At 55.7% G+C, this 12296-nt stretch carries 10 protein-coding genes and 1 riboswitch; of the genes, 8 read left to right on the plus strand and 2 right to left on the minus strand.

All coding sequences use genetic code 11. From position 1 onward, the window contains the following. Window positions 1–226 precede the first annotated feature (226 nt). Entirely contained in the window at window positions 227–964 is a 738-nt protein-coding gene (locus tag GOW48_RS20995) for a DUF3299 domain-containing protein (protein WP_234899565.1), read from the minus strand. Between the two features lie 331 nt (window positions 965–1295). Then, window positions 1296–1402: riboswitch (guanidine-I (ykkC/yxkD leader) on the plus strand. 95 nt (window positions 1403–1497) lie between these two features. On the opposite strand from GOW48_RS20995, the gene GOW48_RS21000 reads away from it, so the two are divergent. From GOW48_RS21000 to aspT, 7 genes are all read left to right on the plus strand, one after another. Further along, window positions 1498–2556: a putative urea ABC transporter substrate-binding protein gene (locus tag GOW48_RS21000; protein WP_214648697.1), complete on the plus strand. Its 1059-nt coding sequence runs from the start codon at window positions 1498–1500 to the stop codon at window positions 2554–2556. Window positions 2557–2619: 63 nt separating this feature from the next. Beyond that, on the plus strand, window positions 2620–3432 hold the full coding sequence (locus GOW48_RS21005; RefSeq protein WP_170756040.1) for an ABC transporter permease: 813 nt from the start codon (window positions 2620–2622) through the stop codon (window positions 3430–3432). After that, window positions 3429–4196, plus strand: a complete 768-nt coding sequence (locus GOW48_RS21010; RefSeq protein ID WP_170756041.1) for an ATP-binding cassette domain-containing protein — start codon at window positions 3429–3431, stop codon at window positions 4194–4196. The genes GOW48_RS21005 and GOW48_RS21010 overlap by 4 nt, the downstream gene beginning before the upstream one ends. Before the next feature lie 97 nt (window positions 4197–4293). Beyond that, window positions 4294–5547, plus strand: a complete 1254-nt coding sequence (locus tag GOW48_RS21015; RefSeq protein ID WP_209196120.1) for an agmatinase family protein — start codon at window positions 4294–4296, stop codon at window positions 5545–5547. Continuing rightward, window positions 5537–5992 carry a hypothetical protein gene (locus GOW48_RS21020; RefSeq protein ID WP_170756042.1) on the plus strand — a complete coding sequence of 152 codons (456 nt, stop codon included), beginning with the start codon at window positions 5537–5539 and terminating at the stop codon, window positions 5990–5992. The genes GOW48_RS21015 and GOW48_RS21020 overlap by 11 nt, the downstream gene beginning before the upstream one ends. Next, complete coding sequence (locus GOW48_RS21025) at window positions 5989–6144, plus strand: hypothetical protein (protein WP_170356243.1); 156 nt, start codon at window positions 5989–5991, stop codon at window positions 6142–6144. Before GOW48_RS21020 ends, GOW48_RS21025 begins: the two co-directional genes overlap by 4 nt. Before the next feature lie 146 nt (window positions 6145–6290). Continuing rightward, window positions 6291–7991 (plus strand): aspartate-alanine antiporter, encoded by a 1701-nt coding sequence (aspT, locus tag GOW48_RS21030; protein WP_170756043.1) that lies wholly within the window; start codon window positions 6291–6293, stop codon window positions 7989–7991. A 22-nt stretch (window positions 7992–8013) separates the two neighbouring features. On the opposite strand, the gene GOW48_RS21035 is transcribed toward aspT, so the two are convergent. Then, window positions 8014–9645, minus strand: a complete 1632-nt coding sequence (locus GOW48_RS21035) for a bifunctional aspartate transaminase/aspartate 4-decarboxylase (protein WP_170756044.1) — start codon at window positions 9643–9645, stop codon at window positions 8014–8016. A gap of 359 nt (window positions 9646–10004) precedes the next feature. Between GOW48_RS21035 and GOW48_RS21040 the strand changes: the two genes are divergently transcribed. Beyond that, complete coding sequence (locus GOW48_RS21040) at window positions 10005–12125, plus strand: hypothetical protein (protein WP_170756045.1); 2121 nt, start codon at window positions 10005–10007, stop codon at window positions 12123–12125. The last annotated feature ends 171 nt before the right edge of the window (window positions 12126–12296 follow it).

Here is a 12296-nt window from a genome sequence, read left to right on the forward strand (position 1 = left end):
TTAAGGGATTTTGAGCCTGTGTCGCGCTGACAGAGGACCCAACGACGTGTCACTTAGTGACGGTCACACGACCAAGTCACAGCCAGTCGCGCGGCGCCCCAGCTGCGCGCCACCGGCCATAGTAGGCATGTCTGAAACGAACACGATTCCCATGTTTGCAACTCTGCAAGAGGTTCTAACGCGCTGTCAATAAAACGAGCGCGGTAACCTCCCCCGGCTTACACCGTCAATCCAGCTGGTCGGAACCGCCGGATTTACGGTGGCGGACCGCCCGCATGCGATCAGTAAGGGTTTCGATCCGGTTTTGAGCGTCCTGTGCGTCTTCCAGAGCCTCGACCTTTTCAGCGTTCATCTGAAAGGTTGCGCGCATGGGCACAAATCCATCGACGACCATTACCATTTGATCTGATGGAGCGATGGCCAAAGTTCCGGTCACCCGGATAGGCTGGTGCATATAACGCGGCACCCAGTCTGAATCCAATTTCAGACGGATCATCTGATTTGGTGGTGGCGGAGGAAAATGGCTGCACATCCCCAGTTGGGGCACAAGATACGCCACGGGCTGACCATCTGAGTCAGGCGGAGCGGGGATAGCATACCCTGATACAGTGAAGGACCGACCATCCAGTTTGGGGTTTCCAGCCGTAGCGGCACGCTCGCGCCGTGCGGTCACAGCCTCGCGTTGATCCAGAAGCCAATCAATGTCCACGCCTTTCGCCGCCAAGGCGTTTTCGGTTTCTGCCAGAAGCTCCTGCCACTTCAATCTCTCGTCCGGGGTGCCGATTTCTTGCTGCAGTCTACCGCGCAATCGTACTGCAAAAACCAGATCGTCAAATTCTTCAGGGCCGAGTGTCCGAAACGGGTCTTCAAAGGCTTGCGCGGCTGGGTCCGGCATCTCGGCCCAATCCAGCGTTTCGTCAGGCATTGCGTCAGCCACGAACGTCATCATGAGCAGAGCAGCCATCCAGCTGAAACCATGTTTTCGCAAATTAGACACAAGTCACCACCGTCGGCATAATCCAACTTGAGTATTGTGGACTCTGTGCTGTGAATCCAGCCTTAGCCCAGAACAAATTTGCAGAGAATCAGCCCCGCCGACGCGCGCAATGATTTTGCTGCTGGGTAGTCTAAGTTTGAAACTGTAATGCTTCGGCTCGCGCCAACTCAAAGTATAGTTGAGCCCTGCAATGCAGCAAGCGTTCAGGATTTAGTCTAATTTTTAAGCAACCAGATCAGCATCCGAGAAACCGATGGCACCTTTGTTGTCAGGATCAAAACCTCTGAGCATTCTGAACGGGCAGGGTGCTTAGGGTTCCGCTGACATCGTCAGGTCAGGTCCAAGAAGCATCACCTTGTCGGCAAACTCCGACAAGGCACACGGCGGGCCAAAATCCCGGGAGGTTACTGCGCTGGTTTCGTCCGCGCCCGATCTCATTGTTCCGCCAGCGGTCCGGAAACCCTCCACGAATTTGGCGGGACGTGACAACGGGGAATGACATGCAAATGACTAAGCTGATGTCCGCGACCGCCCTTGCCTTGGGTGTTCTGGCCGTGCCGCTGGCCGCTCAGGAAAAGACCGAGTTCAAGCTGGCATGGTCAATCTATGTGGGCTGGATGCCCTGGGGGTATCTGGAAGACAGCGGGATCATGGACAAATGGGCCGACAAATACGGCATCGATGTCGAGATCGTGCAGTTCAACGACTATGTCGAGTCGATCAACCAATACACCGCCGGTGCGTTTGACGGTGTCTCGGCCACCAATATGGACACACTGTCGATCCCCTCAGGGGGCGGGGTTGATACGACCGCGCTGATCGTGGGTGACTATTCCAACGGCAATGATGCGGTGATCATGAAGGGCGCAGGCAGCCTGGAAGACCTCAAAGGCAAGCCGGTCAATCTGGTGGAACTTTCGGTGTCGCATTACTTGCTGGCGCGGGGGTTGGATTCCGTGGGGCTTGAGGAATCCGATCTGGCCTCAGTCATCAACACGTCGGACGCTGACATGATCGCGGCCTTTGCCACGCCTGATGTCGAGGCAGTGGTGACATGGAATCCGCTTGTGTCCGAAATCATGGGCAGCAACCCTGATGCAGTGAACCTGTTCGACAGCTCGAAAATCCCCGGTGAGATTCTGGACCTGATGGTGGTCAACACTGAAACGCTTGAAGCCAACCCATCATTCGGCAAAGCCGTGGCAGGCGCCTGGTATGAGGTCATGGCGCTGATGGCTGCGGGCGACGAAGAGGTTCTGACCGCCATGGCCGAAGCCTCGGGCACCGATCTGGTAGGCTACAAGGCGCAGCTTGCCGCGACTGAGATGTTCTTTGACCCGGCCGCCGCCGTCGCACAGGCTAGCGCCGGGGATCTGCCGGAGACCATGACAAATGTCGCCGAATTCCTGTTCGACAAAGGCATTCTGGGCGAAGGCGCTCCCAGCGCTGATTTCGTGGGCATCGCTTATCCCGATGGCACGACCACGGGCGACGCGGGTAACGTCAAGTTCCGCTTTGACACGACCTACATGCAGATGGCCGCTGACGGCGACCTGTAAGCAAGCTTCGGGGCGGCCCGCGCGGCTGCCCCGATCCCCCGACGTGCCAAGGATCGCCCACTCATGCGCCTGATCAATCACAAACCCGGACGCCCCGGAGCGTTGCTGCTGGCCGCGCTGCCCTTCGTGGTGCTGTTTGTGGCCTATGCGGTTGCCTCGGATATCCGGCTGACAGCGAACCCGCAGGACAAGCTGCTGCCCGCGCCCTCAACCATTCTGGACACGGCGCACCGGCTGTTCACGGAACCTGACCGCCGGTCAAAAGAGATCCTGCTGTGGAATGACACGTTCGCCAGTCTGGCGCGTTTGCTGGGCGGGGTCGGGATTTCGGCGGCGCTGTCTTTGGTATTGGGGCTGGCCATCGGTTTGCTGCCCTATGCGCGGTCGCTGCTGTCCAGCTTTGTTGCGGTGATTTCGATGGTGCCGCCGCTGGCCCTGTTGCCGATCCTGTTCATCGTGTTCGGGCTGGGCGAGCTGTCCAAGGTTGTTCTGATCGTCATCGGCATCACCCCCTTTATGACTCGCGATCTGGCGCAGCGCGTGATGGAGATCCCAAAGGAACAGATCGTCAAGGCGCAAACGCTTGGGGCCTCGACCTCGGTGATTGCTCTGCGTGTAGCGCTGCCGCAGATTCTGCCGCGCTTGATTTCGAATATGCGTCTGTCCTTAGGTTCGGCCTGGCTGTTCCTGATCGCGGCCGAGGCGGTGGCCTCAAACGTAGGCCTTGGCTATCGCATCTTTCTGGTGCGCCGCTATCTGGCGATGGATGTGATCCTGACCTACGTCATCTGGATCACCCTGCTGGCCTTCGTGATCGACTGGGCGCTGAAAACCACCTCGCGCCGTGCATTCCCGTGGATGGAGGCCGGACTATGAGTTTTGTATCCGTCCGCAATGTCTGGCAACGCTACGGCGACCGATCCATTCTGGAGCGGGTCAGTGTCTCGGTCGATGAAGGCGAGTTTATCTCGATCGTCGGCGCGTCAGGCTGCGGTAAGTCCACCTTCCTGCGTATGCTGCTGGCTGAAGAGCGACCGTATAAGGGCGAGATCAGTATTGATGGTGGCGACACGGCAGTCGAGCCGAACCGCGAACGCGGCGTGGTGTTTCAGAAATACTCGGTCTTTCCGCATATGACCGTGCGCGACAACCTGATCGCGGGCGAAAGCTTTGAACAGCCTTTTGGTCGTTTGCGCGGGGCTGCACGCACCGAGGCCGCAGCGCGGGCAGACGCGATGCTGGAACGGATCGGCCTGAACCATGTGGCCGATCAATTCCCGGCGGCGCTGTCGGGCGGGATGCAGCAGCGGTTGGCCATCGGTCAGGCCATGACGGCGCGGCCGCGCATTCTGCTGCTGGATGAACCCTTTGGCGCGCTTGATCCGGGTACGCGCCTGCAAATGCATGATTTCCTGATGGAATTGCGGGACGAAACCAACATGACCGTCTTCATGGTCACGCATGACCTGCAAGAAGGGTTCAAACTGGGCGACCGGGTTCTGGTCTTCGACAAACCCCGCTGGGACCCGGACGATCCGGGCTTGTTCGGAGCCACGATCACCTATGATTTCGACGCCCGTAACAAGGGTATGCCCTATCAGGACATTCTCGATCAGTACCCCTCTTTGGCAGGGGCCTGAACAGCCGCAGCATGCGCCGCCGGGCTCCGCATGCTGCGTTCACCAAAGCCCGGAGATTCCCCGCCCGACAGCGGGACACTGATTTGGGAGACATACCGTGTTTTCGGATCCAAAGCGCACGCAGTCCCATCACCCGATGGACCTGCGCACTCATCTTGAACGCCGCGAAAAGCGCCAACACCACCCTGACCTGACCAAACTGGCGGGCTGGAAGGCCATGCAGAAAGAGGCCGATCTGCCCGAAGGCCGCTGGGACGAGGAACGCCGCTGGGCCCTGCGCATGGGCCTGACCGGGGCCGACAGCATCGAGGACAAGTCGATCCCCACTTTCGCGCGGGGTGAGTTGCCGCATTTCGCAGGCATCAACACCTTCCTCAAGGCCCCCTATGCCGAAGACGTTCTGGAGGTTGCCGATTATGACGCCACCGTGTTGGGTATTCCGTTCGACGGTGGCACCACTTATCGCCCCGGCACCCGGTTCGGGCCGCAGGGGGTGCGCAAGATCTCGGCGCTTTATACGCCTTACAACTACGAGATCGGGGTCGACCTGCGCGAACAGATGACCCTGTGTGATGCGGGCGACGTGTTCACCATCCCGGCCAATATCGAGAAAAGCTTTGACCAGATCAGCCGCGCGGTCAGCCATGTGTTCAGCTCGGGCTCGCTGCCGATCATGATCGGGGGCGACCATTCCATTGGCTTCCCCTGTGTGCGTGGGATCGCCGAATGCACCTCGAAGAAAATCGGCATCGTCCACTTCGACCGCCACGCGGATATTCAGGAAAAAGACTTGGATGAGAGGATGCACACGACTCCGTGGTTTCACTCCACCAACCTGCCCAATGTGCCGGCCAAGAACCTTGTGCAGATCGGCATCGGCGGCTGGCAAGTCCCGCGTGAGGCCGTCAAGGTCGCCCGCGAGCGCGAGACCAACATCATCACTATGGGCGATATGGAGAAGATGGGCGTCGACAAAACCATCGAGATGGCGTTGGAGATGGCGTGGGACGGTGTCGATATGGTTTATATGTCCTTCGACATCGATAGCATCGACTGCGGTTTTGTTCCGGGCACCGGTTGGCCCGAACCCGGCGGGTTCCTTCCGCGAGAAGCGCTGGCGCTGGCCTCGGGCATCGCTGCCGAAGGCATCTGTGGCATGGAACTAGTCGAGGTCTCACCGCCGTATGACACATCCGATATCACCGCCCTGATGGGCACCCGCGTGATCGTGGATGTGCTGGGCGCGCTGGTGTCGAACGGCAAGATGGGCGCGCATAAGAAGTTCATCGACAAACCCGTCGCCATCCCACACGGCGAATTCGAAGGGCGGAGGTGGTCGAATGCCACATGATCACGCACACCATCACCACCACGATCATGACCATGCCCATCATGGGCATGGCCACAACCACGCCCATGGCGACCACCTGCACAGCCACATGCATCACGAGGATGAGGCAGCGGACCTGCAGGTTCTAGCCACGCAATTCATCGACGGTTTCCTGCAGGCCGGTGACAAAACCAGCTATCTGAAACTGGCCGGTGTCCCCTTTGAACGCCCGTCCAAGGACGGCGCCAAGGCGCTGAAACTGATCGACATCGAATTGAAGACCGAATGGCAGGTGGGCACCGCCTCGCCTTCATTCGGCTCGCGCGAGCTGAGCTATCTGCCCTTCCCCGGTCAGATGGTGCAGGAGCGCACCAATATGTCGCTGATCTATGTCTCGATGGATGAGAAATCCACTTTAGACATCCGCGACTTTCTTCACCAACGCAAACAGGAGATCGAAGCATGAAATCTGTAAGACTCGCATCAGTAGCCGCATTGGCCGCAACGCCCGCGATGGCCCACACCGATCACGCGTTTCACACACATGGCAGTGAGGTTTTCTTAATCCTCGCTGGCGTTGCAGTGATGGCTTTTCTGGCCTTCCGATCGAAGGGGTAAGTCTGTGACTCGTGGCGCAGTTATTTAAGCACTGCGCCACGTGAAACCTTGTGCCTGTGGTCGAAATCAAAATTTAGTATTTTCTAAATCATCAGTCCCTGTATCGTGAATTAAGCTGACCAGTGTGAAGCTCTGGGGATTTCGATATGGATATTTTAGCAGAACAACTCCGCGCGTTTCCGATTATGGCGCTTTTCCTTTGCCTGGGTCTAGGATACGGCATTGGGAAATTCAGGGTTGGAAAGTTTGAACTGGGCGGAATTGCCGGAACCCTTCTGGTCGCGGTTTTTGTAGGCCAGATCGGCGGCATTACCCTAAGCACTGATGTGCAAAACGTCTTCTTTTCCTTGTTTATTTTTATGGTTGGCTATAACGGCGGGCCGCAATTCTTTGCCGCCCTTAACCGCTCGGCTCTGACAAAACTGTTGGCGGCGTTCATGATGACGGCTTGGGGGCTTTTCTTCGTGATCGTCGTGGCTCGCATGGCGGGGCTGGACAAAGGGCTTGCGGCTGGACTGGCTGCCGGAGGGCTGACGCAGTCGGCGATCATCGGCACAGCGGGCAACGCGATTGACTTGCTAGGGCTCGCGGCAGATGAGGCGGAAAAGCTAAAAACCAATATCGCGGTTGGCTACTCGGTCACCTATATCTTTGGTTCAATTGGGCCGATTCTGGCCGTCAGCGTCATTCCTATCATTCTGCGCTGCGATCTTCGGCAAGAAGCGATCAAACTGGCCAGCAAACTCAGCGGCGGCGGTCGCAAGCTGGAGGAGGGTGAGTTTCTTCCAATGAACCGGTTTGAGGCGCGCGCCTATCAAGTGACTGCTGATGCGCAACTTGCCGGGCAATCTGTCAAGGCCATCGAGGAACGTTATGGCGGCGATCTGATTGTCGAGAAGCTGATGCAGAACGGAACTCCGGTAGAGCCTGAACCTGAAACCGTTGTCGGGGCAGGTGATGTAATCGTTGTCTCGGGCCTTGTCGCCTCACTTACCAGTTTCGAAGACACCGCAAGCGGCGAAATCGGGGAATATCCGCCGGAATTGGTTGTCGTGGAGGAACGCCGCAACGTGATCATCACCAATCGCAAACTGACAGGAAAAACTCTGGCAGAACTGAGGGCTGCATTGACCGCCGATCAGCGTCGTGGAGTTCACATCTCAAAGATCACGCGTATGGGTCATGACGTGCCGGTACTGCACAATACGGAACTCCACGCTGGTGACGAGATCAGCATCGTTGGCCACAAAGATGACCTGAACCGGGCGGCCAAATTGGCAGGCTACGTGCCGCCCTCGGCCTCGGCTACGAACTTCATCGCTCTGGGTATTGGTGTTGCCATCGGTTACCTGATTGGTGAGATCAGCTTTGTCATTGCAGGAACGAAGGTCGCGCTTGGGTCGGGGCTTGGCTGTCTAGTGACCGGATTGATCATTGGCTATCTGCGCATTCGTCGACCCAAGATTGGTGGCATCAACCACGGCGCTGCAAACTTCCTTCAGAGCTTTGGACTGGCGGTATTTGTCGGCGTTGTTGGCTTGAATGCTGGCAAACCGGCGCTGGAAGCCATCCAGCAATACGGCATTACCTTGCTCCTGCTGGGTGTCGTCGTCACCTTGATGCCGATGATTGTGCAGTTCACGATCAACTACTTTATTCTGGGCATAAAAAACCCGGTCGAGGCATGCGCGGTCGTAACCGGATCCCGCTCAGGCAACCCAGGCTTTGCGACGTTGTTGGAAAAGACCGGAAACGCGACGCCAACCCCCGCGTTTACGATGACTTACGCGGTCGCCAATATCTTTTTAACGCTCTGGGGCCCGCTCGTTGTGGCCTTTGTTCCCTGATCAAAGCGTTCGTAGTCGCAAACTAACCGTGAATTGGCAGGCCATTCGCGGCGCGGTAGGCTTGCACATAGCCAACCGCCACCGCCCTAACTGCCCGGCCGATCTGGCGATAGGCGCTGTCATCTAGATTGGCAAAAGAGACACGTGCCGACCAGTTTGGTGCGTCAAAGCCCGACCCATTGAGCAGAACAATCCCATGGTCTTGCGCCAGTTTGAATGAGATATCCAGAGGGTGAACGTTCTCCTTAATCCACTCCACAACCTCTTCACCTACATATTTCCTTAGCCAGAATTCAAAATCGATAATGCCGTAATACTTGTCGAAAAGCGGATTGTCAGAAACCTCTATCCCCAAACCTTCGACCAGCTCATTGAAACGGTGATCGAGAATACCCCAGCAAAACGCCTGATACTTTTTCTCTTCGTCCATCAGTTCAACAAGTGAAAACAGCGTCATCATAACTTGCTGTGGCAGAGACAAACCCGCAGTATGATTCAACGCGACATCTCGGCTGTCCGCCACAATTCGATCGATGAATTTGAACGAGGACGGATCAGGGGTAAGCGTTTCGTATCGCGCTTCAACGACTGCACGCGTATCCGCTGGGGCTTGGGCGATCATTTTGTCGAAGATGTTGTTTTCAGACACTAAGATTGCGCCGAGACGCCAACCGGTACACCCAAAATACTTCGAAAAAGAATAAACGCCGATCGTGTTTTCAGGCAAATGTCCCATCACCGACTGAAAGTCTGGCACGAAGGTGCCATAGACATCATCGGTCAGGATAATCAGATCCGGACGTCGAGTATTGACGAAATGCACCAGCCGGGCCATGACCTCGGGGCTGATCGCAACCGACGAAGGGTTGCCTGGATTGACAAGGAAAAGTGCCTTGACCTTCGGGTCGGCCAAGAGCTCCAGATGATCATCCGTCAACTGAAAATGGTGTTCTTCCTCTGACGATATGTCGACCACGTTCAACCCGTAGTCTTCCAAAAGCGGCATTTCCAAATAAGGCGTAAAGATCGGTGTGCCCAAAGCTATTGTATCGCCTGCGTTAAGCAGTCGCTGGTTTTTAAGCGCCTTGAAAATATAGCACATCGCGGCGGTACCACCTTCGACAGCATATATGTCGAATTTTGCCTCGGGCCGATGCCCGGCGCACATCGCCCACATTATGTATTCGTGCACAATGGCTTCGTTGTGTTTCATGCATCGGTCAGGCATTGGATAGTGGTCGCCCACAATGCCATCGGTTAGTTCAAGGACAAAGTCGTCAGGCGTGAAATCAAATTTTTCAACGGCGTAATCCACCATTGCCGCCAGCGTGTCGGCACCCGGAGGTCCATTCTGTTCCAAAGAATCGGTGCAATAGGCTTTCAACCTCTCGTAAGAACCGTTGCCTTGAGGCATTCCGGCCAACCCGACCTGTGGTTCATCGCGGTGCCGTTTTGCTTCGGTCATCGCAAACTGGCCCAGCAGGAAGAACGCCTCGCGTGCTTTGGTTGCGATCCAGTTGGGATTCCCACGCCCTGCATTCAGATAGGGCAGTGCCATCTGCTGCGACTCTTTCTGAGCCAGCTTGATGAGTTCGTCTTTAATCTGAAAAGGGCTAAGATGTTCAAATTTGTGCAAGTTGAGCGTCTCGGGCATGACAATAAACCTTTCGTAAAAACTTCAGGAAAATTCATTGAAATCGTAGGCAAACCATAGGGCCAAAGTAAACAACGCTCTGATCGAAGGCACGGGCGGTGTCACAAACTCTGGTATTCAAGACTTGGCCTTAGAACAGGGTATTGAATGCCCAACCCACGGTGAGCTAGGCCATTTTCGGTGTGCTTTGGATGCCATCTTGTCAGAATTAAGCACAGACGCCATAGTTGCCATTAGAAATTTATTTATTCGATTATTTTTTGAAGCGCTTTTGCAAGGAGCTGAACAAAATCGAAACGCAACAATCTCGGTTTTTTCAAGAACTCCTCTGGTTCCTGCTGTTTATTGGCTGGGTCCCTATGTTGGCGTCCTATGCATTTGTGCTGGACCCGGTGGCCACTGGCAAGACGGGTGTTCTGACGACGATTACCGATCAAATAACGCTTTATCAGCAGCGCGGTTGGGGGCATCCGGCCATCGGTATTTTGGGGTTGGCAGGGCTTGTTTCCGCGGGCCTAGTCATCCGGCTCGGGCGTTTGTCGCTTTGGCCAATTCCGGCCTTTTTGTTGTGGTCGTCGCTGATTTATCAGTTCAACTCGATGGGGGCCGGCGGCGCATTTGAGATGACCACGCACGTGATTTATGCCGCTCTTGCCGCCGCATGCACCTATCTTTTTCTGCGCCACGGTCATTTGCTTTCCACGTCATTCACAGGGTTTACCACTATTCTGTTTCTGGATGTAGCTGGGTCACAGATTGCGCAACTTTTCGGTGCAGCGCCGGGTACCAGCTTGCTGGGTATGATGTTTCTTGGCTATCAACCCAAACTGGTGAACGCACTGTTGTTCCTGACGATATCGGTGCTGGTTCGAATGCTGTGGATGATGGTCCGTGACAACTGGCAGTTTGTCACAACGCTTTCTAAATCGGATCTACGCTTCGCCAGTCGCAAGACATTACGACTCTGGAGCCCTGCGTTGGCTGTTTTTGTTTTTTTCGGTGGGTTTTGGTGGGGACTCGTAAATTTGTGGATCGAACCACAGATGGTTGCCGATGTTGAACGCCGGACGGCCGAGTTAGAAAGCCGGGCAATCATCTGGGTGATCGAAAACGAGCCGATGGCGCAAGACAGCCATGTTCCGTACGTCAAATCCTGGTCCCGTAGCTATCCAAGCGCGGACCCGCTGGAACGCGCTATCAATCAGTGGTCGGATCTGTATCTGATTTCGGTGCATAAACGTGTGAGTCTCAACCTGAAGACGGTTGAACGGGACGCAAAGAACGACCTTGCTCGTGTACCCCTAGCTGTAAAAGACCAGATGAATACAGCCTTTCCCAAAGAGGTCTTGCCCTTGTTGGAAAAGCCGGGCTGGTGCTTTCCACTTGATCCTGTCTGCAAGACAAAGGAATGGATCGTCGAAGGGGCCAACCAGATGATGGTGGATGCGCGGACCGGAATGATAGACGGCACCACCGATTTTGCGGGATGCATTACTCTGGCATCGTCTGACCCGAACAGGCCCCGAAACTGCCCCAGCGATGTCGCTCTGGCTGATGACGTATCAGATGCTTCAACCCGGGTTCAAAGCTACTACCAACAGGTTTATCTAACCACGCACACGACAACCACATCGACCGTAACAGGCGGCTTTAGAACCTGGCGCAACGTATCGCTGCTTTTGACGTTGTACAGTGTCATTATTCTGCTCAAGACTTTCCTTATTGTTTTCTCGCGCGTGATATTTGCGCCAAACGGGGCCGCCAGTCTGCATGCACAGTTTCTGCCAGATGACCCCCCATCTTCAGCGTCTGTTTTGGCTAACCATGGGCAGCACTACCGCATCCCCATTACCGAAAAAGATGCGTATTTTGTAGCGCGTTGGGGCGTAACGTTGGAAGGGCCTCCGCCCGCCCGACGCCGCCCGCTTGGGTTTCGAATGCCTGTCGCACGCATTGCCAGCGGTACATGGGCGATGAATCGGATTGAGGGCAACCGCGCAGAGAAACCCGATGAATTTGACGCGGAACTGAAAGTCGACGAGCCTGCAGAACTTGTTTCTTGGTCCCTTCAACCTGGTGAGCGTGTGATTTTCAGGTTTTCAGATTTCGTCGGAATGAGCGAAACATTGAAAATGGGACGCATTGCCAGTCTGGGTCTTTCGACGCTGATACTGGGGCGTATGATCTACTATTATGCAGAAGGTCCAGGAACCCTGATCCTTCGAACCACCGCGGCTGCGCGTCTTACGCCTTCATCTGAGGCGGAAAAACCTGCTCCAATGCCCAAGCTGGTCGCCTGGGGTAGCAGTACAAGATTCAGCATTTTTGCCGCTCTTACAACGATGGACACGTTCTTAAGTGGATACAATCTCAAAACAGCGCCAAAAGATGTAGTCGTCTGGGATAGTTCAACCCGCCGTGGAGATGGTCCGGGGACAGGGATCATGCGATTTATGAAAAGCTTCTTGCTACCGCTATAAATGGCGCAAGCATAGTGGTGGACCAGTTCAGTTGGGGAAGCTCAATACCTGCTGCCAATGTCAGCTTCAGCGAATACCGCATCGCGGCGACCCAGACCCCACTCAAAGCCCGGTTTGGGCCGAATATGACTTGTTGCATTCAGCCGTTAAACCAAATCGGCGCATCGTCTT

The organism is Ruegeria lacuscaerulensis (assembly GCF_013033355.1).
Lineage (GTDB): Bacteria > Pseudomonadota > Alphaproteobacteria > Rhodobacterales > Rhodobacteraceae > Ruegeria > Ruegeria lacuscaerulensis_A.

Excerpts from the sequence above, each read along its gene's own strand:
- GOW48_RS20995 (WP_234899565.1), bottom strand. The coding sequence starts at position 964 with ATGGCTGCTCTGCTCATGATGACGTTCGTGGCTGACGCAATGCCTGAC.
- GOW48_RS21000 (WP_214648697.1), top strand. The coding sequence starts at position 1,498 with ATGCAAATGACTAAGCTGATGTCCGCGACCGCCCTTGCCTTGGGTGTT.
- GOW48_RS21005 (WP_170756040.1), top strand. The coding sequence starts at position 2,620 with ATGCGCCTGATCAATCACAAACCCGGACGCCCCGGAGCGTTGCTGCTG.
- GOW48_RS21010 (WP_170756041.1), top strand. The coding sequence starts at position 3,429 with ATGAGTTTTGTATCCGTCCGCAATGTCTGGCAACGCTACGGCGACCGA.
- GOW48_RS21020 (WP_170756042.1), top strand. The coding sequence starts at position 5,537 with ATGCCACATGATCACGCACACCATCACCACCACGATCATGACCATGCC.
- GOW48_RS21025 (WP_170356243.1), top strand. The coding sequence starts at position 5,989 with ATGAAATCTGTAAGACTCGCATCAGTAGCCGCATTGGCCGCAACGCCC.
- aspT (WP_170756043.1), top strand. The coding sequence starts at position 6,291 with ATGGATATTTTAGCAGAACAACTCCGCGCGTTTCCGATTATGGCGCTT.
- GOW48_RS21035 (WP_170756044.1), bottom strand. The coding sequence starts at position 9,645 with ATGCCCGAGACGCTCAACTTGCACAAATTTGAACATCTTAGCCCTTTT.
- GOW48_RS21040 (WP_170756045.1), top strand. The coding sequence starts at position 10,005 with ATGTTGGCGTCCTATGCATTTGTGCTGGACCCGGTGGCCACTGGCAAG.